The 23,762-nt window shown below is 72.0% G+C and carries 26 protein-coding genes; 11 read left to right on the plus strand and 15 right to left on the minus strand.

The window, feature by feature from the left end; translation table 11 throughout:
- Positions 1–24 precede the first annotated feature (24 nt).
- The 7 genes from J5Y09_RS09775 to J5Y09_RS09805 all read right to left on the minus strand — a co-directional run bounded on the left by J5Y09_RS09775 (position 25) and on the right by J5Y09_RS09805 (position 6,528).
- Positions 25–549: a 4Fe-4S dicluster domain-containing protein gene (locus J5Y09_RS09775; RefSeq protein WP_209351577.1), complete on the minus strand. Its 525-nt coding sequence runs from the start codon at positions 547–549 to the stop codon at positions 25–27.
- 3 nt (positions 550–552) lie between these two features.
- A complete protein-coding gene (locus J5Y09_RS09780; protein ID WP_342451448.1) occupies positions 553–2,739 on the minus strand; it encodes a molybdopterin-containing oxidoreductase family protein in 2,187 nt (728 codons plus the stop codon).
- A gap of 131 nt (positions 2,740–2,870) precedes the next feature.
- A complete protein-coding gene (locus J5Y09_RS09785) occupies positions 2,871–3,905 on the minus strand; it encodes a DUF2955 domain-containing protein (protein WP_209351579.1) in 1,035 nt (344 codons plus the stop codon).
- Positions 3,895–4,962: an HlyD family secretion protein gene (locus tag J5Y09_RS09790; RefSeq protein ID WP_209351580.1), complete on the minus strand. Its 1,068-nt coding sequence runs from the start codon at positions 4,960–4,962 to the stop codon at positions 3,895–3,897. The genes J5Y09_RS09785 and J5Y09_RS09790 overlap by 11 nt, the downstream gene beginning before the upstream one ends.
- 130 nt (positions 4,963–5,092) lie before the next feature.
- Positions 5,093–5,458 carry a helix-turn-helix domain-containing protein gene (locus J5Y09_RS09795; protein ID WP_209351581.1) on the minus strand — a complete coding sequence of 122 codons (366 nt, stop codon included), beginning with the start codon at positions 5,456–5,458 and terminating at the stop codon, positions 5,093–5,095.
- A gap of 84 nt (positions 5,459–5,542) precedes the next feature.
- A complete protein-coding gene (locus J5Y09_RS09800; RefSeq protein WP_209351582.1) occupies positions 5,543–6,043 on the minus strand; it encodes a hypothetical protein in 501 nt (166 codons plus the stop codon).
- A gap of 101 nt (positions 6,044–6,144) precedes the next feature.
- The gene (locus J5Y09_RS09805; RefSeq protein ID WP_209351583.1) at positions 6,145–6,528 is read right to left on the minus strand and encodes an aspartate-alanine antiporter-like transporter; all 384 of its coding nucleotides are present in this window, start codon (positions 6,526–6,528) and stop codon (positions 6,145–6,147) included.
- A gap of 111 nt (positions 6,529–6,639) precedes the next feature.
- Between J5Y09_RS09805 and J5Y09_RS09810 the strand changes: the two genes are divergently transcribed.
- From J5Y09_RS09810 to J5Y09_RS09820, 3 genes are read left to right on the plus strand one after another with little or no spacing between them, the layout of a single operon-like run.
- Positions 6,640–7,116, plus strand: coding sequence for a hypothetical protein (locus tag J5Y09_RS09810; RefSeq protein ID WP_209351584.1), 477 nt, complete (start codon positions 6,640–6,642; stop codon positions 7,114–7,116).
- Positions 7,076–7,660, plus strand: a complete 585-nt coding sequence (locus tag J5Y09_RS09815) for a recombinase family protein (RefSeq protein ID WP_209351585.1) — start codon at positions 7,076–7,078, stop codon at positions 7,658–7,660. Before J5Y09_RS09810 ends, J5Y09_RS09815 begins: the two co-directional genes overlap by 41 nt.
- Positions 7,624–8,262 (plus strand): GMC family oxidoreductase, encoded by a 639-nt coding sequence (locus J5Y09_RS09820; protein WP_209351586.1) that lies wholly within the window; start codon positions 7,624–7,626, stop codon positions 8,260–8,262. The genes J5Y09_RS09815 and J5Y09_RS09820 overlap by 37 nt, the downstream gene beginning before the upstream one ends.
- 8 nt (positions 8,263–8,270) lie before the next feature.
- On the opposite strand, the gene J5Y09_RS09825 is transcribed toward J5Y09_RS09820, so the two are convergent.
- Together J5Y09_RS09825 and J5Y09_RS09830 are read right to left on the minus strand one after the other, a co-directional pair.
- Complete coding sequence (locus J5Y09_RS09825; protein WP_209351587.1) at positions 8,271–8,750, minus strand: hypothetical protein; 480 nt, start codon at positions 8,748–8,750, stop codon at positions 8,271–8,273.
- Positions 8,751–8,757: 7 nt separating this feature from the next.
- Entirely contained in the window at positions 8,758–9,726 is a 969-nt protein-coding gene (locus J5Y09_RS09830; RefSeq protein WP_209351588.1) for a Bug family tripartite tricarboxylate transporter substrate binding protein, read from the minus strand.
- Positions 9,727–9,959: 233 nt separating this feature from the next.
- Between J5Y09_RS09830 and J5Y09_RS09835 the strand changes: the two genes are divergently transcribed.
- The gene (locus J5Y09_RS09835; RefSeq protein WP_209351589.1) at positions 9,960–11,789 is read left to right on the plus strand and encodes a transglycosylase domain-containing protein; all 1,830 of its coding nucleotides are present in this window, start codon (positions 9,960–9,962) and stop codon (positions 11,787–11,789) included.
- Positions 11,790–11,920: 131 nt separating this feature from the next.
- On the opposite strand, the gene J5Y09_RS09840 is transcribed toward J5Y09_RS09835, so the two are convergent.
- The gene (locus tag J5Y09_RS09840; RefSeq protein WP_209351590.1) at positions 11,921–12,892 is read right to left on the minus strand and encodes a Bug family tripartite tricarboxylate transporter substrate binding protein; all 972 of its coding nucleotides are present in this window, start codon (positions 12,890–12,892) and stop codon (positions 11,921–11,923) included.
- An 81-nt stretch (positions 12,893–12,973) separates the two neighbouring features.
- Complete coding sequence (locus J5Y09_RS09845) at positions 12,974–14,215, minus strand: class I SAM-dependent methyltransferase (RefSeq protein WP_209351591.1); 1,242 nt, start codon at positions 14,213–14,215, stop codon at positions 12,974–12,976.
- 98 nt (positions 14,216–14,313) lie between these two features.
- On the opposite strand from J5Y09_RS09845, the gene J5Y09_RS09850 reads away from it, so the two are divergent.
- Positions 14,314–14,817, plus strand: coding sequence for an invasion associated locus B family protein (locus tag J5Y09_RS09850; protein WP_209351592.1), 504 nt, complete (start codon positions 14,314–14,316; stop codon positions 14,815–14,817).
- The gene (gene rlmN / locus J5Y09_RS09855; RefSeq protein WP_408904054.1) at positions 14,796–15,989 is read left to right on the plus strand and encodes a dual-specificity RNA methyltransferase RlmN; all 1,194 of its coding nucleotides are present in this window, start codon (positions 14,796–14,798) and stop codon (positions 15,987–15,989) included. The genes J5Y09_RS09850 and rlmN overlap by 22 nt, the downstream gene beginning before the upstream one ends.
- A 42-nt stretch (positions 15,990–16,031) precedes the next feature.
- On the opposite strand, the gene J5Y09_RS09860 is transcribed toward rlmN, so the two are convergent.
- Genes J5Y09_RS09860 through J5Y09_RS09870 form a run of 3 tightly spaced genes read right to left on the minus strand, consistent with a single transcriptional unit; the run spans position 16,032 to position 18,399 of the window.
- Positions 16,032–17,783, minus strand: a complete 1,752-nt coding sequence (locus J5Y09_RS09860) for an EAL domain-containing protein (protein ID WP_209351593.1) — start codon at positions 17,781–17,783, stop codon at positions 16,032–16,034.
- Entirely contained in the window at positions 17,780–18,217 is a 438-nt protein-coding gene (locus J5Y09_RS09865; RefSeq protein WP_209351594.1) for a response regulator, read from the minus strand. The genes J5Y09_RS09860 and J5Y09_RS09865 overlap by 4 nt, the downstream gene beginning before the upstream one ends.
- Positions 18,214–18,399, minus strand: coding sequence for a hypothetical protein (locus tag J5Y09_RS09870; protein ID WP_209351595.1), 186 nt, complete (start codon positions 18,397–18,399; stop codon positions 18,214–18,216). The genes J5Y09_RS09865 and J5Y09_RS09870 overlap by 4 nt, the downstream gene beginning before the upstream one ends.
- Positions 18,400–18,449: 50 nt before the next feature.
- Between J5Y09_RS09870 and J5Y09_RS09875 the strand changes: the two genes are divergently transcribed.
- The 4 genes from J5Y09_RS09875 to J5Y09_RS09890 all read left to right on the plus strand — a co-directional run bounded on the left by J5Y09_RS09875 (position 18,450) and on the right by J5Y09_RS09890 (position 22,589).
- The gene (locus tag J5Y09_RS09875) at positions 18,450–19,148 is read left to right on the plus strand and encodes a response regulator transcription factor (RefSeq protein ID WP_209351596.1); all 699 of its coding nucleotides are present in this window, start codon (positions 18,450–18,452) and stop codon (positions 19,146–19,148) included.
- 111 nt (positions 19,149–19,259) lie between these two features.
- Positions 19,260–21,386, plus strand: a complete 2,127-nt coding sequence (locus tag J5Y09_RS09880; RefSeq protein WP_209351597.1) for an ATP-binding protein — start codon at positions 19,260–19,262, stop codon at positions 21,384–21,386.
- Between the two features lie 142 nt (positions 21,387–21,528).
- The gene (locus J5Y09_RS09885; RefSeq protein WP_209351598.1) at positions 21,529–21,744 is read left to right on the plus strand and encodes a hypothetical protein; all 216 of its coding nucleotides are present in this window, start codon (positions 21,529–21,531) and stop codon (positions 21,742–21,744) included.
- Positions 21,745–21,815: 71 nt separating this feature from the next.
- Entirely contained in the window at positions 21,816–22,589 is a 774-nt protein-coding gene (locus tag J5Y09_RS09890; protein WP_209351599.1) for an SDR family NAD(P)-dependent oxidoreductase, read from the plus strand.
- Here J5Y09_RS09890 and J5Y09_RS09895 read toward each other — a convergent pair.
- Positions 22,583–22,990 carry an RrF2 family transcriptional regulator gene (locus J5Y09_RS09895; protein WP_342451449.1) on the minus strand — a complete coding sequence of 136 codons (408 nt, stop codon included), beginning with the start codon at positions 22,988–22,990 and terminating at the stop codon, positions 22,583–22,585. The genes J5Y09_RS09890 and J5Y09_RS09895 overlap by 7 nt on opposite strands.
- Positions 22,991–23,100: 110 nt before the next feature.
- On the opposite strand from J5Y09_RS09895, the gene ytfE reads away from it, so the two are divergent.
- Entirely contained in the window at positions 23,101–23,754 is a 654-nt protein-coding gene (ytfE, locus tag J5Y09_RS09900) for an iron-sulfur cluster repair protein YtfE (protein WP_209351600.1), read from the plus strand.
- Positions 23,755–23,762: the final 8 nt, after the last annotated feature.

Raw genomic sequence — 23,762 nt, forward strand, 5'->3', positions numbered from 1 at the left:
ATCCTCCGCGCGATGCGCCAGGTGCTACTCGCCACCGAGGCCATCCGAAGGCTCGGCCAACAGCATCCTCGCGTAGCGTTCGCGGCGCGGATCGGGCAGTTCGGTCGCAGGGCCGAAGGACAGGCAGCCGGTCACGCATTTGGTGACGCAGGCAGGCTTCAGCCCGGCATCGACGCGGTCCATGCAGTAGTCGCACTTGACCACCTTGTTGGTGGACGGATCCCATTGCGGCACGCCCCAGGGGCAGGCGGCGATGCAGCTCTTGCAGCCCACGCAGAGGCTCGCCTCGACATGGACGATGCCGTCCTTCTCGCGCTGCTGCATTGCGCCCGTCGGGCAGGCCCGGACGCACCACGCATCCTCGCAGTGGAAGCAGGGCATGAAGACGTGGCGCATGCGCGGTTGGCCATCGACATCCACGGGGCCGAGCGAGATGATCTTGCAGGGCGACGGGCCGGGTCCGAGGTCCTTGTTCGTCTTGCAGTGTACCTCGCAGGCCTGGCAGCCGATGCAGTTCGCCTCGTCGTGTCGCAGCGCGTACTTGCTCATCGCTCAGGCTCCTTCCGCCGCGGCGGGCCGGACACGGACGATGGTCTCGGTCAGCGTGCAGCCGCCGCCGGCCGGGTCGAAGGCGTAGAGCTTGCCGTGCTGCAGGCGCTGGTCGGCCACGCCGACGCCCCTGGCGCGCGTCGCGACCGGCACGGTGGCGCCATAGCCGTGCAGCATGAACACCGCGTCCGGGTGGATCCAGGGCGTGACCTTCGCCGGCAGGCGCCCGACATAGGCGCCCCCGCCGCTGACCTCGACCTCCTCGCCGTCGTTGATCGCGAGCGCGGCCGCGCGGTCGGGATGGATCCACAGCTCCTGTCTCGGCGCCGCTTCCCGCAGCAGCGGATTGTTCAGGGACTGGCCATGCGCCAGCGTCGCCGGCCGGCCGAACAGCAGGGTGAAGCTGTCGCCTTCCGGCGCGGCCTTCGGTTCATAGGGCGGCATGAAGGGCAGGTCCGCCTGCCGAAGAACCGCGCTGTCGATCTCGATCTTGCCCGAAGGCGTCGGGAAGCGCAGCGCGTCGCGCGGCATCAGCTTCGGCGCGGTGGCCAGGGCAACCACGCCGGCCTTGCGCATCTCCGCCACCGTGACGCCGGTGCCTTCGAGCTGGTAGTTCCAGATTTCCTCGACAGTCTCGAAGTCGAGCGCATCCTTCACGCCCATCCGGCGCAGGATCTCGCGGAAGATCCACCAAGCGGGCCTGCTGTCGAAGCGCGGCGCGACCGCTTGGTCGCGCATGAGGAAGACAGGCACCGGGCCGGGCATACCGGCGAGGATGTTGGCGCGTTCGAGATAGGTGGATTCCGGCAGGATCACATCCGAGTACCAACCCGTCTCGGAATAGCGGACGTCGATCGAGACCAGCAGGTTCAGCTTGTCGAGCGCGCTCTTCAGTGCTTCGGCATCGGGCAGGCTGGTGATGGGATCGTGCCGGTAGGCGAAATAGGCGCCGACGCCGTAGGGCTGGCCGGTCTCCATGGCGGCAAAGAGCTGGTGCACCATGCCGATCGACGGATCCCAGGACGGGCGCGTCGTGCCGGCGCCGTCCACCCGAGCCTCCGTCACCTTGGGCACGCGGGCGGATAGCGGCTTGAGGCTCTCGCGGCCAAAGGCCTCGGGCGACTTCGCGATGATCAGGCCGCCCGGTACCTCGATGCTGCCCATCAGCGCGTTCAGGATCAGCGCCGTGCGGGTGACGTGGAAGGATTGCCGGTGGCGCGCCGTCATCCAGCCCGGATGAAAGATCACGCGCGGCGCCTGGGCCGCGATCTCCCGCACCAGCGCGCGCAGCTCGGCGGCGGGTACGCCGGTATGCTGTTCCTGCCACTCCGGCGTGGTGTCCCGTACCGCCTCCCGCAGCACGTCCATGCCGCTGACGAAGCGCGCGACGAAGTCCTTGTCATGGACGTCCTGGGCCAGCACCTCATGGATCAGCGCGAGGTTCAGCGCATAGTCGCTGTTCGGCCGCACCTTCCAGTAGCGGGTCGCCTTGCAGGCGGTGCCGCTCGCGCGTGGATCGATGTAGGTGACGCGCAAGCCGTTGGCCACGGCGTCCATGAACGCCTTGGCTTCCTTCACCATCAGCGATTCGACGATGTTGCGCCCGTAGAGCACCAGGTGGCGCGCATTGCGGTAGTCCGGGATCAGCCCCGCGTGGCTGAAGCCGAACATGCTGCGCGCCGCGTTGTGCGCGTTCCCGCCGCAGGTTGCGTCATGGTTGAAGTAGTTGGGCGAGCCCAGCGCCGCCAGGAACGTCTTGGTCAGATCCGAGAAGGGGCCGCCGCGGTCCGACAGGGCGATGCCGCGCGGGCCGTGCGCATCGATCGTCTCGCGCAGCCTGTCGGCGATGTGGTCGAGCGCTTCCTCCCAGGACACGCGCCGCCAGCGGCCGCTGCCGCGTTCGCCGATGCGCATCAGCGGCGTCTGCGGCCGCTCGTCATCGGCGTATTCCAGCGGCAGGCCGGCCGACCCCTTGGCGCAGAGGCTCGCGCCGATCGCCGCATCGTGCCGGTTGCCCTGGATCCAGGTGGCCTTGCCGTCCTCGACCGTCACTTCGATCGGGCAGCGGACCGAACACATGCCGCACATGCTGTAGACCGTGCGCCGGCCGGGCGTTCCGACTCCGCGGGCGTTGGGTGCCGTGGTCGCGTTCATTGCGATCTCCCTGCGCGGGCTCCGTGCGCTCGCCATCCAGTAGGGCCCGCGGCCCGGCGCCGGCGATGATCTGCGTCAAGCCGACGCACCGCGCCGCATGGATCCCGCGCAGCACATGCTGCTCCCTTGCCGCTCGGACGACGACGGACGACGACGCACCTGGCATGTCATGCGGCGCGTTCTGGCGCGGGCCCGACAGGCCGGTCGCGGCGGAACGCCTCCAGCACATAGAGCGCGAGGATCGCGTAGATCGCCGCCATGCCGAGCTCGCCGAGCCGATCGACGAAACCCGCGCTGGCATTCTCGTCCGTGGGGCTCATCGCGCCCCCGAAAAGGATCAGCATGACGCTCAGCGCCGCGCCGGCGAGCGGCGCGACCCTGGTGCCCGACGTCATCACGCGCGCGAAGACCAGATGCACCGGGAGCATCAGCGCCGCCAGGAAGACGAACAGCGGCACCATGGCGACCAGCTCGTAGAGCAGCAGCGCGATCACGCCACCTGCGACGTTCGCTGCCAGGATCGCGCCACTGATCGAGAGGGTGCGCGCCAGGCTGAGATGCAGCGCGAAGATCGCGATGTAGAGCGGCGTGTGGATGTTGGTCCAGTCGAAGGCGAAATAGGCGACGCTGTAGGACCAGGTGATCAGCGCGACCTGCCAGCCGCGCCAGGCGGCCTCCTCGGCCGGCAGCGGTTCCCGCGGCCCGGGCGCGGCCTCGCCGGGCGCCGGCGGCATCAGCGCGAACATCGCAGACGCGACCACCAGCGAGAGCCCGATGTTCCACACGAAGGACGCCGCGAGCTGCCGCGCGACCTCCGGCGCCACCTTGGCACCCAAAGGCACCAGCAGCACGGCGCACAGGATCACCACCACGATCAGGGTGTTGCCTCCGCGCAGATGGGTTCGAAGGGTCCAGACCAGCACCGGCAGCAGGGCCGCCATGAACAGCACCGGGTAGATGCGCGCGACACCGCCGGCCAGGAGGCAGGCGAGGGCGATGAGGCACGTCGCCGCCATTACCCCCGCGGCTTCCCGCAGCGTCGGCGCGCGCGACCCCTGCAGCAGCGGCGCGGCGAAGACCGGCGCGAGGTAGGCCAGCAGCCAGTTGATGTAGATCGCCACCAGGAAGACGACGGTGATGCCGAAGCCGAGCCGCAGCGCGCGCCGGTCGGCCAGCCGCGGATCCGGCGAATCAGTAGGCATAGGAGATCCAGCTCATGAAGCGGATCCAGGCGGCGGCGAGCCCGTTCAGGACCGCATTGCCGCCGGTATAGACGACGACATCGGCCTGGCCGTTCACCTGGCGCCGGATGTCCGCTGCCTCGCTGCCACCGCCATAGCCTTCCATGCGTATCCGAACCGGGAAGCGCTGCGGGTCGCGCATCCAGCCCGAGACCTCGGGCGGCTTCGGCAAGCCGTCGGAGGACGTGCCCGCATGCGGTGCCGCGGCGGCGATGGTGATGCTGGTGACGGTGCCCTGGAAGATCCGGCCCGGATAGACGTCGAGCGAAAGCTCCGCCGCGTTGCCGACGGCGATGCGGCCGAGGTTGTTCTCGGTCATGTAGGCCTCGACCCAGACCTCCTCGAAGGAGACGAAGGTCATCAGCCGCTGGCCGGCCGGTGCGAAGGTTCCTTCGGTGATCTGAAGGTCCACCACGGCACCGCGGCCAGGCGCGCGCAACTCGGTCCAGCGCAGGTTGATCTCGGCGAGGCCCAGCGCCGCGATGGCCGCCTGGATCCGCGCATTGTCCGCCCCTGTGGCGCCAAGCTGCTGGCGCGCGCGCTCCAGCTCCGCCTCGGCGGCCGTGACCCGGCCCTGCGCGCTCAGCAGCTGCGCCTGCGCCTGGTCGGCGGCGGCGCGTGTTGCGATGCCCTGGCGCGCGAGTGTGAAGGTGCGTTCACTCTGCGACTGGGTGTTCTCGAGCTGGGCGCGCGCCTGCGCGAGTTCGGCCTGCGCCGCCTCAACCTGGGCGGAACTCGCGCCCACCTCCTGCGTCGCGAGCTGGAGATCCGAGCGCGCCTTCTCGACCTGCAGCAGGAAGGGTTGCGGGTCGATCCGCGCGAGCAGCTGCCCGGGCTCGACAACCTGCCCGTTGGTCACCGGCACGGCGGAGACGTAGCCCGCGACCTGCGGCACCATCGCGACCACCAGCGCCTTCACGCGTGCATTGCCCGTGTAGGGCGTGATGCGGTCGGCGACGATGTACCAGGCGAAGATGGCGATCGCGACGGCGGTCGAGATTCGGATGGCGGTCTTCATGGCGGCTTTGGCCTCGAGGCGTGCGTCGGCTGGGTGATCGGCAGGCGAAGGCCCGACTTTATGGGAAGGGGTCCGCTGATGCCGCTGCGTTCGCCACTGTAGCGCGAACCGACACGTGTTCCTGATAGCGTTAGGGGCGGCGTTGCTCGGGCGGCGCTGCGCTGCTCCTGCCATTGGCCTTAGCGAGCGTGTCCGTCGGCGTCTCCCCGAAGAGCGTACGGTATTCCCGAGTGAATTGCCCAAGGTGCCAGAAGCCGAGGTCGAGCGCAGTGGTCTTGACCAGCGCGGTCGCGCCCTGCGGCCCGGCCAGCGCGCAGCGCACCAGGTTCAGCCTGCGGACGCAAAGATAGCGATGCACGCTCATGCGATAGACGGCGGCGAAGGCAGACGTCAGGAACCGTTCGCTGACGCCGAGCGCGGCAGCAATCTCCTGCGTGTAGACGGCGCAGCGGAGCGCGGCCGAGAGGACATCCTCCGCCGCCTTGACTACGCGCACGCGGCGGTGGAGCAGCAGGGCGCGATGCCGACCCTGCTCCATACGGCAGGCACGCATTGCCGATGACTTGGCCCAGGGCCTCGATCAGCGCATCCGGCACCGTGCCGGCGCGCGCCGCAGAAGGTCCGGCAGGGCGAAGAACCCCGCCTCGGCGCGGAGCCAGGCCTCGCCGCCGAAGGCCGCGAAGGCATCGTCGTCCATGATGATCCCGGACCAGCGCTGGGGGCCGTCCATTGTCACATGCATTTCCGCCCCGGGCTTCACGAAGACGCCCTGTCCTTCGGAGAAGGCAAGGCCGTTCACCCGCAGCCCCGATGTGAGGCTACCCCAGGGAAACAGGATTCCGCAGGCGCGCGGGAGCATCGCGCCGCGCGCAATATGCGCGTCGTCCGTTGCGTCATGGACCCGGAAGCGGCCGAGATCCACGAAGGCGAGACGGCTCCGGTAGCTGTCGTCCCGCGCGATGGGGATCGATTCGAGATTCGCGTCGCGTTGCGCTTCGGCCATGTCCTCGGGGCAGGTGAAGCGGCCCGCCCAGACGCTGGGCGCGGGCGGCAGGGAGTACGCCTCTCTGGATGAGATCACTGTCGAGGTCATGTCTGTTGAGTGTAGCGGTTGCCGCGCATCGGCAGAACGGCGTCACCAGAATATGCATGTGACCGAGGCATCGGTGGCGTACGGCGCGCTCAGCCCGACCGGGTGATCAGGCCGATGATCTGCACCGCGATCAGCTTCACGATGGTGGCCGAGGGGAAGATCATTTCGCAGCCGATGTACGGCTGCTCCGTCGGCGCCATCCGTGTGGCAAATACGAGGATGGCCGGGTTGCCCTTCGCCCCGGAGGCGACGCCGAGAATGTTGTCACAGGGCAGCCGCAACAGGTAGTCGCCGATGCTGAGGATGATCACCGCCGTGGTCAGCACCACCAGGGCGAAGATGATCAGCAGCAGCGGCCCTTGCGAGGCCACGGTAGTGACGAAGGTCTGCATCGATTTGATGTCGGCAAGGGCTATGGCGGCGGGCGGATGAATGTGCGCGACGCCGCCCTGCTTGGCCTGCTCGCCGCGCATGCGCCCCGTATCCGCTCCATCGCGGCGATGGAGATCGGGTAGCACATCCGGCGCACCGATACCGGCTACCAGATCCATTTCGGCGAGCAGGACACGAAGACCGAGGGGTACGTGACCTACGACATGCACCCCGAGCTTGTTCCAGTGTTCGATCGCTACCTCTCGTCCGTTCGCCCGACCCAGCCGGGCAGCGCCTGCACCGCCGCGCTCTGGATCGGGACCAGGGGCAAGGCGCTGTTCACGCTCGACCTCGGCAAGGTTGTCCGTCGCCGAACGAAGCGCTGGTTTGGGCGCGCGGAGGGGCCGCACTGGTTCAGGAAATGCCTCCGCACGACGGCCTCCATGCTGTCTCCGGAACTGGCGCTCGATGCCGGTGTTGCCCTTGGCCACAGCCCTCAGGTCTCGATCGACCACTACCTCAAGTCGCGCGGCACGGAGGCGCTTCGCCGTCATGGCGCACGGATCTCTCGGCTGCGGCGCGAAACGCGCGTGCTCGCCGAGCGGTTCTACCGGGAACGCGACGACACCAACGGGCAGCGGGTGGGGCATGATCGGCCCGGGCGAATCGTCAGAGGGGCTTCGCCATGAGTCAGCACGTTGCCATCTACGCCCGGTACGCTCGGAGAACCAGCGCGAGGCCTCGATCGAGGACCAGTTGCGCATCTGCCGCGCCCGCGCCGCGCGCGAGGGCTGGACCGTCGTGGGGGAATTCTCCGACGCGGCGATCTCAGGCACCAAGGAGAAGCGCCCGGGTTTCGTCGCCCTGCGGGATGCCGCCCGCGCCGGCAAGTGCGACGTCATCCTCGCCGAGAGCCTCGACCGCTTCTCCCGCGACCTCGAGCACGTCGCGGCCTTCTATAAGCAGGTGACCTTCTGCCGCGTGAAGCTCGTCACCCTCGCCGAAGGCGAGATCTCCGACTTCCATGTCGGGGTGAAGGGCGCCATGGGCGCGCTCTACCTCAAGGACCTCGCGGCCAAGACCCATCGCGGCCTGGAAGGCAGGCTGCGCAAGGGACACTGCATCACCACGCCCGCCTACGGCTACCGCGTCGTCCGGCGAACCGGCGCATCGTCTGGCCGCGCCTTGCGGTCGAGGTGCTGCGCTGGGCCTTCACCGGCAAGGGCGTGCTGACCTGGTCGCCGGGGATGATGTCGCTGTTCGCCCGCACCGAGGAGGGGCTCGAGGCGCCGGACGTGCAGATCAATGGCGGGCCCTTGTCCTGGCAGGATGGGCGCATCGGCGTGCCGGAGACGGAGCCCGGCTTCACCCTGGGCGTGTGGCAGTGCCGGCCGCAGAGCCGCGGCACGGTGACGCTGCGATCCCCGCGGGCGGCGGACGCGCCCGCGATCGCGCCACGCTTCCTAACCGAACGCGCGGACGAGGCCTGCGTGGTGCGCGGCCTGCGCCTCGCCCGCCGCTGGATGGCGGCGGAGCCGCTGCGCGGGATCGTCGCGCATGAGGTCCGCCCCGGCCCCGATGTGGAGAGCGACGCGGCGCTGCTCGACTTCGCGAAGGCCACCGGGGGGACGGTCTACCACCCCTCCTGCACCGTGCGGATGGGCGGGGATGCCGCCGCGCCGCTCGATGCGCGGCTGCGGCTGCGCGGGATCGACGGGCTGCGCGTGGTGGACGCATCCGTCTTCCCCGACATCCCGGTGTGCAACATCAACGCGACGGTGCTGTCGGTCGCGGAGAAGGCGGCGGATCTGATCGCGGAGGATATGCGGGGATAGTACGGCGTCTAGCGCTGGCCCATTCGCCGAAGCCCGTCCGGTTCGCGGCGGCGGCGGCGCAGCGTGACAAGATCGCCGGCGGCGAACCATCCAGTCAGTGCCGCGATCAGTGCCCCGCCGAGGATCAGCCCGACGCTTCCCTCGCGCAAGCCCACCATCGCGACAAGAAGCATCAGCGTGGTGACGAGAACCAGCATGGCGAAGCGTCCGCGGATGACGCGCTTCCCGAGCCTCGGCATGCCCGGCGCATCGGCGTCCAGCGGCGTCAGCAATTCGCTCACGCGCGAGGACCGTGCCGTGGCAAGCGAAGCCATCAGCGCGGGCCATTCCAGCACGGCCCAGGCGAGCGCGAAGCCGATACCCGCCCCGCTCGCCACCACGTCGCCGCTCAGCGGCGCGGGATCGACCCAGCGCCAACCCGCGACCCAGACGCCGGTCGCGGTGGCGCCGAGGATGCCACCCAGCACCGCGCGCACCTGCCGGGTCATCGGGCCCTCACTCGTCGAACCGCAGCCCCTTCGCCCGGATCAGCGCGCTCCACTTCTCCGCCTCGGTGCGCATATGCGCCTGGGCCGTCGCGACGTCCGAGCCATCGGTCCCGACGAAGCCGACTTCCGCGACCCGCGCCTTCACGTCCGGCTGCGCCAGGGCGTGCCGCGCCGCGGCGTTCAGGCGGTTCACGACCGCGTCGGGGGTCGCGGCGGGCACCCACCACATCACCCAGGAATTCGCCTCGAAGCCCGGGGCGACGGTCTCGGCCATGGTCGGCACGTCGGGCAGGGCAGGCACGCGCTGCGGCGTGTTCACCGCCAGCGCCTGCAGCGCGCCGTCGCGCACTTGGCCCATCGTGGCCGGCATGTCGGCGAACATGAACTGGACAGACCCGGCGCGGATGTCGGTCAGGCCCGCCGCGGTGCCGCGATAGTTCACCAGCGTGAAGTCCGCCCCGCGCATGGACTGGTACAGCACGGCGGCCAGCTGGTGCGGCGTGCCCGGCCCGCCCGTCGCGGCCGAGAAGCGGCCGGGATTGGCGCGCACGGCCGTGTCCCAGGCGCGCACATCGGCGAACAGCCCCGGCCGCGCCACCAGCACGAAGGGCGTCGTCGCCAGCAGCGAGACCGGCTTGAAGTCCGACAGCGCGTAGCCCGGGTCGCGCATCATGAAGGGCGCGATGACGGAGGAGATGGGCGCCAGCAGCACCGTATGCCCATCCGGCGCCGCGCGCGCGACGGAACGCGTGCCGACCGCGGCCCCCGCGCCGGGCCGGTTCTCCACCACCATGGGCTGGCCGAGGAAGGCCTGCATGTGCGGCGCCATGACGCGCGCGAGGATGTCGGGCGACCCGCCGGGGGCGAAGGGGTTGATCAGGCGGATCGTCTCCCGCGGCGCCCAGTCCTGGGCGCGCGCGGCGAAGGGAAGCGTGAGGCCGGCGGCGAGCGTCGCGCGGCGCGTGGTGCGGATCATGCAAACATCCCCGGATGGACGTGAAGCGGTGCGGGCGTTCTTGGCCGGGCGGCCGGCGGAGCGGACTTTGGCATGGCGGGGGCGCGGGACAAGACGGGGCGGCGCCCCTCCAGACCAGGACATCACCTGGAGGGGCTCCGCCCCTCCAGACCACCGGGCCGCGGGCCGAAAGGCGCTCGGAACCCGATACACGGCATCGCGCCGGATCGAGCGGCGTGATACGCCTGCGATCAATGCCCCGTGCCGTCGCGCCGCGGGCGCGGCGTGCCCCCTCCGCCGTCCCTGCACGACCCGCACCCCCCGCCCCCGCGCGACGCCGCCAGGCGCCGCGCCTGCTGCGTTGGGGCATCTCCCTGCTCGTCTGGGGCATGGTGGCGGGCTTCGCCGCGCTGCTCTGGTTCGCCTGGGACCTGCCGCGGCCGGAAGAAGCGCTGGGGGCGACGCGCCGCCCTTCCATCACGCTGACTGCCGCGGACGGGTCGCTGCTCGCGACCAGCGGCGACCTGTATGGGGAGACGTTGCGCCTGGCCGACCTGCCGGCGCATGTGCCCGCCGCCTTCATCGCCATCGAGGACCGCCGCTTCAGGGACCATGGCGGGCTTGACCTGGTCGGCGTGGCGCGCGCCCTGGTGGCGAACGTCACCGCCGGGCGCGTCGTGCAGGGTGGCTCGACCCTCACGCAGCAATTGGCCAAGAACCTGTTCCTGACGCCGGAACGCAGCCTGCGGCGCAAGGTGCAGGAAGCGCTGCTCGCGCTGTGGCTCGAATACCGCTTCAGCAAGGACGAGCTGCTGACCATCTACCTCAACCGCGTCTATCTCGGCGCCGGGACCTTCGGCGTGGATGCGGCGGCGCGGCTGTATTTCGGCGTCTCGGCACGGCGGCTGACGGCGGGGCAGGCGGCGGTCATCGCGGGCCTGCCCAAGGCGCCGTCGCGGCTCAATCCGCGCGTCAATCCCTCCGCCGCCGTGGCGCGCGCGACCGAGGTGCTGGAGGCGATGGCCGAGACCGGCGCGCTCAGCCCCGCGGCCGCGATGCAGGAAGCCGAGCGCCTGCGCTTCCCGCCCGCCCCGTCGCGCGACGCCGGCTGGTTCGCCGACTGGGTGCGGGACGCGATCGGCGACCGCGCCCCGCGCCATGCCGACCTGCTGCTGCGCACCACGCTCGATGCGCGGCTGCAGGCGGCGGTGGAAGCGCGGATCGACGCGCTGCTCGCCGGCCCCGGCCGCGCGGCGGGCGTCGCGCAGGGCGCGGTGGTGGCGCTCGATGCGCAGACCGGCGCCGTGCGCGCCATGGCCGGCGGGCGGGACTACCGCAGCAGCCCCTTCAACCGCGCGACCCAGGCGCGGCGGCAGCCGGGCTCGGCCTTCAAGCCCTTCGTCTTCCTCGCCGCGATCGAGGCCGGCGCCCGGCCGGAGGACATGGTCGCGGACGGGCCGATCACGCTCGGCGGCTGGTCCCCCGGCAATGGCGCCTGGCGCCCGCGCGGGGAGATCACGCTGGAGGACGCCTTCGCGCAATCGGTCAACACCGCCGCGGTGCGCCTGCTGCAGCGCGCCGGCGGGCCGCGCCCGGTGGCGGCGGTGGCGCAGCGGCTCGGCCTGCCCGGGCCCTTCCCGCGGGAGGCCTCGCTCGCGCTTGGCACCACGGAGGTGACGCTGCTCGACCTCGTCGCCGCCTATGCCGCCTTCGGCAATGGCGGGCATCGCGTCACGCCGCATGGCGTGGCGGAAGCGCTGGCGGAGGGGCGCGCCATCCCCTGGGCGGCGCCGCCGCGCGCGCAGGCGATGGCGCCCGAGGCGGCGGAGGCGATGCGCCGGATGATGGCCGCGACGGTCGCGCGCGGCACCGGGCGCGCGGCGGCGGTGCCGGGCCTCGCGGTGGCGGGCAAGACCGGCACCACGCAGGACAATCGCGACGCCTGGTTCGTCGGGATCGCCGGCGGGCTCGTCATGGGCGTCTGGCTCGGCAACGACGACGCGACGCCGATGGACGGCGTGGCCGGCGGCGGCCTGCCCGCGCGGCTGTTCCGGGAGATCCTCGAGACCGCGCGGGCGCGCTGAACCTCGTGCCGAGGCCGCGAAGGCGGCCCGCCGGTTGCCCGGCGAAGCCAAACAGCCTGGGAGTTCGCGCCCGGCCTTCGAGGGCACGAAAAAACAGGCCTACCGGCGGTCGATGCGGTCGACCACCGGCCTCAGTCGATCTGCGCGCCGGAGGCACGGACCACCGGCGCCCATTTCGCCACTTCCTCCCGCATGAAGGCGTCATAGGCGGCGGGGCCGAGCGGCCAGGGCTCGGCGCCGTAGTCGCGGACGCGCTGGGCGATGGCGGGGTCCTCCAGCGCGTTGACGATCTCCGCCCCCAGCCGCTCGCGGATCGCCTGGGGCACGCCCGACGGCGCGACGACGCCGTACCAGGACGCCACGTCGAAATCCGGCACGCCCTGTTCCTGCAGCGTCGCCAGTTCCGGCATGGTGCTGGCGCGCCTGGCGGTCGAGACGCCGAGCGCGCGCAGCATCCCCGCCAGCACCTGCTGGCGCGAGGCTGGGGCGTTGTCGATCGCGAACAGCACCTCCCCGTTCAGCACGGCGGCCATGGACGGCGCGGTGCCGCGATAGGGCACATGCGTCACCTCGACGCCGGTGCGCATCCCGAACAGCAGTCCCGAGAGGTGGGAGGATGTGCCCGACCCGGCCGAGGAGAAATTCGCCCGCGCCGGATTGGCGCGGCAGAAGGCGATCAGCTCCGCGACCGTCTTCACCGGCCCGTCGCCCTTGACGATCAGCACGTTCGGCATGGCGGCGATGCGCGCCACCCCCGGCAGGTCGCGCAGCGGGTCGAAGGACAGCCGGCGATAGAGCGTCGGCCCGATGCCGTGGGAGGCGATGTGGTTGACGTAGAAGGTGTAGCCATCGGCCGCGGCGCGCGCCGTCACCTCCGCCCCCACCATGCCGCCGGCGCCGGGGCGCGGGTCGATCACCATGGGCTGGCCGAGCCGCTCGCGCAGCCGGTTCTCCATCATGCGCAGGAAGATGTCCGAGACGCCGCCGGCCGCGCCGCCGATCACGTAGCGGATGGGCTTGTCGGGCCAGCCCTGCTGGGCGCGGACGGCGGGCGCGGCGAGCATCGCGCCGGCGGCGCCGGCAAGGGCGCGTCGGGTGATCATGGGCGTGTCCTCCTCGGCTCTGCGGCCGTCGGGGGAACACTAGGCCCGTTCGGCGCCCGGACGGAACCGGGACCCGCGCGGTCAGGGGGCGGCGAGCAGCATCCGGTTCACCCGCTCCATTTGCCGGGCGAGCGCCGCGATGTCGCGCGCGAAGGCCTCGCGGGAGACGCCGTTGGCCGCCAGCTCGTCGCCGATCGCGCCGATGCTGCGCCGCCCGTCCACCCGCGCGAGGATCGCCGCGGCGAGGCGCGGCAGGGCCAGCGGCACCTTGAGCCCGTCGAAGGCGATGCGCAGCACGCCGTCGGGCGGGATCTGCGCAGCGACCTTCGCCCCGTCGAGCTCGCGCAGCACGGGCACGGCGGCCGGATCCTCCCAGGGCGGGGGCGGCGGGGCTTCGCCGGCGCGCACCACATAGGCGATGTGGATGCCCATGTTGCCGCAGGCGGCCTCGGCCAGCGCGGCGCGCTGCACGGCATCGAGCCCGGCGATGCGCTCGCGCAGCCTCGGGTCGGTGAAATAGGCCTCGGGGTCGTAGCGCAGCGGCTCGACCAGGCAGCGGATCTCGAGCCCCGCGGCGGCGAGCAGGGCGGCGAATTGCGGGACGGTGAAGGCGACGTCGCGCGGGTTCAGCAGCAGGTCGTACAGCCCGGCATCGCCGCCCTGCACATGGTCCGTGATCCAGGGATTTCGGCGCAGCCAGGCGGTCTCCGGCGCCTGGCGCCAGACCCGCTTGGCGATCTCGACGCGCTGCGCCGGCGGCAGGTCGGCCGGCGCGACCAGCCGCAGCGCGTCCTGCATCATGTAGACGCCGGTCCGCCCGTGTGGCGCATAGACCATCAGCCCCAGCCCGCCCCCGGGCGCGAGGACCGAGACGAGCGCCTTCAGCCCCGCCAGCGGGTCGGGCAGGTGGTGCAGCACGCCGCAGCAATCGATGTAGTCGAAGGGGCCGAGGCCGCTGCCCGGCAGGTCGAGGATCGAGCCTTCCTCGAACACCACGTTCGAAAGCCCGCGCGCGGCGACGCGCGCGCCCGCCACCTTGCGCGCGCCGGCGGAACGGTCGAGCCATGTCACGGTCCCGGAACGCCCCAGGTCGGTCATCTGCTGGGCGATCATAACGGTCGCGTCGCCCGACCCGCCGCCGGCGACGAGCGCGCGCAGCGGCGCCGCGGCGGGCCGGCGGGCGCCGAAGATCCAGTGGTCGACCTCCCGCAGATGGCTCGGGCTGCCGACGACGAGGCGCTTCGCCTCGTCGCGCGGGTCGCGCTGCGGATAGGGGTAGGCCTCGTATTGGGCGGCGAGGGCGGCGTCGGCGGGGTCGCTCATGCCGGCCTGTTACGCCGGACGCGCGCGCCGGGCCAGACGGGCGGCGGTTGCCCCGCAGGGCCGGGCTTCGTATCTAGGGTCCCATGCGAGCCGTTCTCATGATTCCCGCCCTCCTCGCCCTTCTGGCCGTGCCGGCCCTGGCGCAGCAGCGACCGGCCGCGCCCGCGCAGCCGGGCCCGCGCAAGCTCGGCGACTTCCAGGACTGGACGGCGGCCGTCCACACGGAGAACGGGCAGAAGGTCTGCTACGCCTTCACCCGCGCCTCCCGCACCGACCCGCAGCGCGACGGGGTGATCCTGACGGTGACGCATCGTGCCCAGGGGCGCGACCAGGTCGCGATCACGGCGGGCTATGCCTATCCGCGCAACGCGAATGTGACGGTCGCGATCGGCAACACCAACCTCGCCTTCTACACCAACGCCAATTCGGCCTTCGCCAATGACGGCCGCGCCGCCGTCGCCGCCTTCCGCGGCGGCGCCCAGGCGGTGGCGCGCGGTCCGCGGGCGGGCGGGCGCGGGACGGCGACGGACACCTTCAGCCTGTCTGGCTTCTCCGCCGCGCATGAGGCGATCAGCCAGGAATGCCCGGCCTCGCGCCGATGACCGACGCCGCCGCGACCGACGGGCTCGCCGCGGCGGAGCGCGAGCGCATCCTCGCCAAGGCGGCGATTTTCGCACCCCCGCCGGCGACGCTGGCCGACGGGCGGCGCGACCTCGTCGGGCTGTCGCGCGACGAACTCGTCGCCGAAATGGCCGCGATCGGGGAGAAGCCCTTCCGCGCCAAGCAGCTGTGGCACTGGATCTACCACCAGGGCGCGACCGACTTCGCCGCGATGACGACGATCGCCAAGCCGATGCAGGCGAAGCTCGCCGAACGCTTCGTCGTCGGCCGGCCCGATGTCGCGACGCAGCAGGACAGCGCCGATTCGACGCGCAAATGGGTCTTCGCCTTCCGCGACGCCCAGCGGGTCGAGACGGTCTACATCCCCTCCGCCGAGGAGGATCGCGGCGCGGTCTGCATCTCGACCCAGGTCGGCTGCACCCTGTCCTGCCGCTTCTGCCACACCGGCACGCAGAAGCTGGTGCGCAACCTCGGCGCCGCCGAGATCGTCGGCCAGTTCATGGCGGCGCGGGATTCCTACGGCGAATGGCCATCCCCCAAGGACGGCGCGCCCCGGCTGCTGTCCAACATCGTCGTGATGGGCATGGGGGAGCCGCTCTACAACTACGAGAACGTCGCCAAGGCGCTGCGCATCGTGATGGACCATGAGGGCATCGGCCTGTCGCGCCGGCGCATCACGCTGTCCACCTCCGGCGTCGTGCCGATGATGGACCGCTGCGGGACGGAACTCGGCGTCGGGCTGGCCGTCTCGCTGCACGCCGTGACGAACGAACTGCGCGACGAGATCGTGCCGCTGAACCGGAAATACCCGATCGAGGACCTTCTCGCCGCCTGCCGCCGCTATCCCGGCGCGTCCAACGCGCGGCGCATCACCTTCGAATACGTCATGCTGCGCGGCGTGAACGACAGCGAGGCCGAGGCGCGCGAGCTGGTGCGCCTGATCCGCGGCATCCCGGCCAAGGTGAACCTGATCCCGTTCAACCCCTGGCCGGGCAGCCCGTACAAGACCTCGACCAGCGAGGCGATCCAGCGCTTCGCGCAGATCGTGAACGATGCCGGCTATGCGAGCCCGATCCGCCGGCCGCGCGGGCGGGACATCCTTGCCGCCTGCGGCCAGCTCAAGACCGAGAGCGAGCGGCAGCGCCGCGCCTAGCGCGGCATCCGGCCAGCCGGACGCGGCCGGGCGGACACTGCTTCAGCGCGGCGTGGCGGCGGCGATCCGGGCCGTCGCTGCATCGGCCGACATCGGCCGCGCCACGCCGTAGCCCTGCACCGCGTAGACGCCGGCCGTCGCGGCGAGCGCGAGCTGCCCGGCGGTCTCGATCCCTTCCGCCACGATGTCGAGGCCGAGGCCCTGCACCGCCTGGATCAGGCGCGTGAAGAAGGCCGCGCCGCGCGCATCCTCGGCCCCGGCGGGCAGCAGGCTGCGGTCGAACTTCACGATGTCCGCGGGCAGGCTGCGCAGCGTCGACAGCGAGGTATAGCCCGAGCCGAAATCGTCGAGCGCGACGCGCAGGCCCCGCCCGCGCAGCGCGGTCAGGATCCCGGGCGCGCCGGCGCCGGCCGCGACCGTCTCCGTCACCTCGATCACCAGCGCCTGGGGCGGGAGGTCCGCGCCATCCAGCGCGCCGAGGACGAGCGCCGTCACGTCGGCTTCCTGCAACTGCCGGCCGGACAGGTTGACCGAGACATAGGGCGCGTCAGGGGTGCCGCTGCGCCAGCGCGCGGCCTGCGCCGCCGCGGCCTCCAGCGCCCAGACGCCGATGTCGAGGATCGCCCCGCTCTCCTCGGCGGCGGGGATGAATTCCCCCGGGCCGATCGGGCCGAGCACGGGATGCGTCCAGCGCATCAGCGCCTCGAAGCCGAGCAGCGCCGACAGGTCGGGCGTCATCAGCGGCTGGTACATCAGGGACAGGTGCCCCGCGGCCGCGGCGGCCGGCAGGTCCTGCGTCACGCGCAGGCGGCGCGCGGCGTCGCTGTGCATGCGCGCGGAATAGGTGACGAGCCGCCCGCTGCCCTGCCGCCCGGCCTCGGCCGTGGCGACCTGGGCGCAGACATCGAGCGGCGCGGTGCCCGCGCCCTCGCGCGTCGCGAGCCCGACCGAGGCGGTGAGCGCGAGCGCCTGGTCGCCGGCGCGCATCGGCTCCGTCGTCGCGGCGAGCAGCGCGCGGCCGACCGCCTCGGCCTCCAGCGCCGAGGCGCCGTCGAGCAGCACGGCGAAATGCGCCGCGTCGTGCAGCGCATAGAGTCTTTCGCGCCCGGCCACGGCGGCGAAGCGGCTGGCCGCGTCGGCGAGCAGCCGGTCGTGCAGCGCGCGCCAGCCCGCATCCGTCACCACATGCAGGCCGTCGAGCCGGATCATGAGCAGCGCGACGCGCATGTCGCCCAGCCCGACGATCGCTTCCTGCAGCGCCTGCACGTTGGGCAGGCCGGTCACCTGGTCGCGCCGCCGCATCCGCGCCGTCTCGGCTTCCGCCTTCATCAGCCTTGCGCGGGTGAGCTGCGCGTCCTGGTGCCCCTTGCGTTCCGCCGCGGCGGAATCCGCCGCGCGGGTGACGATGAGCACGAGGTCGTCGAGCGAGAAGGGCTTGCGCAGGTAGTCGAAGGCGCCGGCGCGCAGCGCCGCCGAGGCGTCGTCGAGCGTCGACTGGCCGGTCATGATGACGACGCGCCGCGCCGTCTCGGGCCGCGCCTCGGCCACCAGGCGGCTCGCGAAGGAGAAGCCGTCGCTGCCCGGCATGCGGACGTCGGTGACGATGACGCCGATCTCGGGCGAGGCGGCGAGCAGGCGCAGCGCCTCCTCCGCCGAGCCGGCGATGCGCGTGGGCAGCCCTGCCTCGGCCAGGCCGTCGGCGAGTTCCTCGGCGAGATCCCGCTCGTCGTCGACGACCAGGACCGAGAGCGCCGCCGGGGCCGGGTCGGCCGCCGGAAGGCGCGCGGCCGTCATGCGCCTGTGGCCATGCGCGCCGCGGCCCGTGCATGCGCGGATTCCAGCGGCTCGATCAGCTCGTTCCAGCGGAACGGCTTGCGCACGACGCAGACGCGGTCGCAGGGCAGGGCCTGCGCGATCTCCCGCGGCACACCGTGGCCGGTGACGAGGATGACCTCCGGCCGGCGCGTCTCATCCGTCATGGCGAGAATGTCGCGCGCGAGCGCGACGCCGTCCATGCCGGGCATGCGGATGTCGGTCACGACGACGCCGAAGCGCCCGGGGGCCAGTTCGATCCGGTCGAGCGCCGCGCGGCCGCTCGTGACCACCTCGACGACATAGCCGTCCGAGCGCAGGCCGTCCGCGATCTCGAGGGCGACTTCCTCCTCGTCATCGACGATCAGAATCGCCAGGGGAGCGGGGGCGGGTGTCCCGGCGCCGGTCTCGCTCATGCCATCTCCACAACGGGGGCGGGCTTGTGCCCGCCATGCCCAACGCTCGCCGCCCCCGGCGGGGCGAACGGATAGGCAAGGGGCGCGAAAGGTTCACCTGTCGAATTGTCGGCTTTTGTCATATTCTTGCGTGCGGTCACCGGTTCCGGCGCATTCGGCCGGACCGTGTCGAAACTTTCCATGAATGGTTGCTATGCTAAGCGACCCTGATTGCACGGAGCGCGAGCAAGCCTTGAACGGAGCCGAGAGCGCCGGCCGGGTCATCCTGGTGGTCGAGGATGACCTCGATCTGGCGCGGGAAATCGCCGACACGCTGTCGGATTACGGGATGCGTCCGGTGGTCGCCACGACCTGGGACGCGGCCCTGGCGGAACTCGCCGCGGGCAAGCCGGACCTCGTGCTGCTGGACCAGCGGCTCGGCACGGTCGACACCGTGCCGCTGCTGCCGCGCCTCAGGGCGCTCACCGCCGCGCCGGTGCTGTTCCTGACCGGCAACCGGGCCGAGGCCGACCGCATCGTCGCGCTCGAGATCGGCGCCGACGACTTCCTGCTGAAGCCGACCTCGGGGCGGGAACTCGTGGCGCGCATCCGCGCCCATCTGCGCCGCGCCGGCGCCGCCCCGGAAGCCGCCACGCCCGCCGAATGGCGGCTCAACATCGGGGAACGCCGCCTTACGCGCCCGGATGGCAGCGAGGTGCCGCTGACCGCGGCCGAGTTCGACCTCGTCGCGGTGCTGGCCGAACATGCCGGCCGCGCGCTCGACCGCGACGAGCTGACGCAGCGCGTGCTGGGCCGCCCCTGGCGCCCGGACGACCGCGCGCTCGACAACCTCGTCCTGCATGTCCGCCAGAAGCTCGGTCCGGGCTGTGAGCGCACGATCGCGACGGTGCGCAACCGCGGCTACGTCTTCACCGCCTTCCCCAAGGCCTGACGGGCCGCGCGCCGGTGTCCCCGGGCGACAATCCACGACAGGCGGCGACACGTCGCCCCGCGCCGGACGTGGTATCGCGACAGGCCATGGCATGGCGATCGGACACCTCGCATGACCGATGACCCCAACGGCCCGGTCGCGGCGGCCGCGCGCGCCGCTCCGATGCAGTGGCTGCAGCGGCAGGGCGCCTTCATCCTGCTGCTGCTCGCACTCACCGCGCTGGCGGTGGCGGTCAGCGAATCCCTCGTCGCCGGCGTTCGCGCGCGCAGCGACAGCGAGGCGCGCGCCCGCGCCGAGGTCGCCGCCGGCGTCGCGCAGCAGGTCGTGATCCGCCGCATCGAGGCGGCCGACGTGCTGCATCGCCTCGCCCAGGCCTGGTTCACGCTGCGCGAGCGGGGCAACATCGAGGGCGCGGCCGCGCTCGAGGACCACATCGCCGCCACCGCCAATTCGGGCAGCTTCGGCTTCGTGCAGGTGGCGCTGATCGGCGCCGATGGCTGGATGGACTGGTCCAGCATCTCCCGCCGCGAGTCGCGCGTCTATCTCGGGGACCGGGAGCATTTCCTCGTCCACGCGCGGGGCATGCAGGACATGTTCGTCAGCGCCCCGGTGCTGGGGCGCGTGTCGAACCGCTGGACCATCCAGCTGACCAAGCCGATGCGCGACGAGGCCGGGCGCTTCGGCGGCGTGGTCGTCGTCTCCCTCGACCTCTACAGCCTGTCGGAAGCGCTGTCGGAACTGACGCCGACGCCGGGCGACGCGGCCCTGCTGCTGCGCGGCGAGACCACCATCGCCGCGCACAGCGAGACGCCGCAGGCCTCGATCGGCCAGGATCTCGCCACCAGCGATCCGCTGCGGCGGCTCATTCCCACCCGGCCGACGGGGTCCTTCACGCGGCGGGACGAAGGGCGCGTCGAATCCTTCGTCGGCTGGCGGCGCCTGCCGGGGACGAACCTCGCCGTCGTCGCGATGCTGGACGGCAACGCGGTGGAGGGCGCAGTATCGACGCTCATCACCTCCACCCGCATGGTCGCCTTCGCCGTGGTGCTTGCCGTGCTCGCCGGCGGCATCGTGCTGATCCTGGCGCGCGAACGCCGCGCCGCGCGGCAGGAAGTCGACAGGGTCGAGGCGGAGCGCCGCCTGTCCGACGAGGCGCACCGCCTGTTCGAGCGCCGCGTGGCGGCGCTGCCCGCGGTGGTCTTCGGCGGCCGCGTCGACCTGGAGGGTGGCTTCACGCTGACCCATGTCAGCGAAAGCCTCGAGCGCATCACCGGCTGGCGGCGCGACCAGCTGGGCGACCGGCAGCCATGGGCGCACCTGGCCGAGGACATGCCGGTCGAGGACCACGGCGCCTTCAAGCGCCAGGCCGTCGCCAACGGCCAGGGCACGCGGGAGTTCCGTGCGCGCCGGCCGGATGGCACCGTGGTGATGCTGCGCGAGCACCTGCGCGTCGTCGAGGCCATGCCCGACGGATCGACCGAGGTGGTCGGCTACCTGCGCGACATCACCGCCGAACGCGACATAGAACTGAAGGCGCAGGCCGCGGGCCGGCTGGCGACGCTGGGCGAGATGGCGGCGGGCCTCGCGCATGAGCTCAACCAGCCGCTCGCGGTCATGTCGCTCGCCGCCGACAACGCCGCGCGCGCGCTGCAGCGGCGCGGGGTGGACGCGCTGCCGGAAGTCCTGCAGCGGCTCGACCGCATCGGCGTGCAGGGGCGCCGGGCGCGCGACATCGTCGACCACCTGCGCGTCTTCGGCCGGCCGCAGGAGGAAGGGGATCCCGAACCCGTCAGCCTCGCTGACGCGGTCGAGGGCGCGATGGTGCTGACCCGCGCGGCGCTGCGCGAGGCCGCGATCGAGGTGACGATCGACCTTCCCGCGGACCTGCCGCCGGTGATGGGCCGCCTGATCGCCTTCGAGCAGGCGATCGTGAACCTGCTGCTCAACGCGCGCGACGCCATCCACGACCACGCCAAGGAGCCGGGCAGCATCCGCATCGTCGGGCGGGTCGAGGAACCCGGCGTCGTCCTGCGGATCATCGACAATGGCGGCGGCATCCCCGAGGCGGTGATGTACCGCCTGTTCGAGCCCTTCTTCACGACCAAGCCGCCGGGCAAGGGCACCGGGCTCGGCCTGCCGATCTGCCATGCCGCGATGCGCGCCGTGGGCGGCGACATCGAGGCGGCGAACCTCGATGGCGGGGCGTGCTTCACGCTGCGCTTCCGCCCCGCGGCCTGACGCGGGGCGCGAAAGTCGCGCGACATCGCCGACACTTCGAGAGGTTTCGCGACTGGTTGTTCTGCGCCCGGTAAGGGATTTTCCGCCCGTCGAGGCCGGCGCCGCAGCGCGCCGGTCCATCCTGAAAAGCGGACGATCCTTCATGCCCTACGACGCCATCGACTTCCCCGCCGCACGCGATGCCTCCGACCTGCGCCCGCTGCCGAGCGCGGCCGGGATCGTCGATTGCCTGCGCCTGCTCGAGCAGGAGGCCGGGCTGCTCGGCCTCGACGTCGCGCAGCGCCTGCTCGGCGCCGTCGCCGTCGCGGTGATGGACGAGGCGCTCTCGCGCCACGCGGGGCCCTCGCTCGCGGCCTGACCTTTCCCGCATCCCCGCCGACCGGACGCTGCCGTAGGATGCGCCCGGACGACGGCTGAGGAGCGGGCGGGATGCGGCTTGCGGACAAGGTCGCGATCGTGACCGGCGGTGCCTCGGGCATCGGCCGTGCGATCGCGCGGCTCTTCGCGCGCGAAGGCGCGAAGGTGGTGATCGGCGACCTGACGGAGGCGGTGCGCGAAGGCGGCGCCCCCACCGCCCAGGTGATCGCCGGGGACGGCGGCACGGCGCGCTTCCGTATCTGCGACGTCGCCCGCAAGGCCGATGTCGATGCGCTGGTCGCCGCGGCGGTCGCGGAATTCGGCCGGCTCGACATCATGGTCAACAACGCCGCGACGCTCGGCGCCGGCACCGGGCTGCTCGAGACCACGGAGCAGGACTGGGACCACGTCATGGCGGTCAACGCCAAGGGCGTCTTCCTCGGCTGCCAGGCGGCGGTGCGGCAGTTCCTGACCCAGCCGGTGGTGGACGAGGCGCGCGGGCGGATCGTCAACATCTCCTCCCAGCACGGCATGGTCGCCGCACCGGGCAAGATCGCCTACGGCACCGGCAAGGCGGCGGTGGTCTACCTGACGCGCCAGATCGCGGTGGACCACGCGAAGGACCACATCATCTGCAACGCGGTGGCGCCGGGGCGGATCCTGACCGGCAAGCCGCTCGGCGGGCCGGGTTCGGACCCGCTGGAGTATTCGCGCATGCGCACGCCGATGCCGCGGCTCGGCCGGCCGGACGACGTGGCGCGCGCGGCGCTGTTCCTCGCCAGCGCGGAAGCGACCTACGTGACCGGCCACAACCTCATGGTCGATGGCGGCTGGATGGCCTACTGACCCGCGCCGAGGCAGTCGGCCAGCGTCACCGCGTCGAGCGTCGCGAGGAAGGCGTCCCGCGCCGCGCCGAGATGCCCGCGCAGTCGGCAGCCCGACGCCATGCAGCAGGCGCCGCCATCGGCGCGGAAGCATTCGACCAGCGCCTGCCCGGCCTCCAGCCGCCGCACCACGGGGCCGAGCCGTATCTCCGCCGGCGCGACGGCGAGCAGCACGCCGCCCTGCGCGCCGCGCCGCGTACGCACCAGTCCTGCCTCGGCCAGGTCCTGGACGATCTTGTGCACGTGGTTGCGCGGCACGCCGATGCCGGCGGCGAGCGCCTCCGTGCTCTGCTGCCGGGCGGGGTCGACGCCGAGATGGAGCAGCACGCGCAGCGCGAAATCGGTCGAGGCGAGGAGGCGCACGATCGGTCTCCTGAAATTGGCATTGACGATACCACAATTACGGGACAAGGTAATTGGTATCCGGAATGCCAATTCAGGCCCCGGCCGCAGCGCGAAGGGAACCGCCCCGCATGTCCGCCACCGAAACCGGCTTCGCCGCCCGCCCGATCGGCGAGATCGCCGCCAGCCTGCCCGGCGCGACCGCCATCTTCCGCCGCCACAAGCTGGATTTCTGCTGCGGCGGCGCCGCGCGGCTGGCCGATGCCGCGCCCGCCGCGGCGCTGCCGGACATCGAGGCCGAGCTCGCCACCCTCGCCCCCGAGACCGAGGACGCGCCGCAGGCGACGGAGGCGCTGATCGACCACATCCTGGCGCGCTACCACGCCGTGCACCGGCGCGAACTGCCCGAACTCGCCCGCATGGCCCGCCGCGTCGAGGCGGTGCATCGTGACCATCCCGCCGTACCGCAGGGCCTCGCCGTCCTGCTCGAACGGATGGCCTTCGAGATGGAGGCGCACATGATGAAGGAGGAACAGGCCCTGTTCCCGATGATGCGCGCCGGCGCCCCGACGCTGTCGGTTCCCATCGGCATCATGCGCGACGACCACGACGACCACGGCGCGCGGCTGCGCGAGCTGGAGGCGCTCACCAACAACCACCTCCCGCCCGAAGGCGCCTGCACCACCTGGCGCGCGCTGTACAACGGCACCGCGAAGTTCGCGTCGGACCTGGTCGAGCACATCCACCTCGAGAACAACGTGCTGTTCCCGCGCTTCGGCGGATGAGCGCGGCG

The organism is Roseomonas nitratireducens, from assembly GCF_017813355.1.
GTDB lineage: Bacteria > Pseudomonadota > Alphaproteobacteria > Acetobacterales > Acetobacteraceae > Neoroseomonas > Neoroseomonas nitratireducens.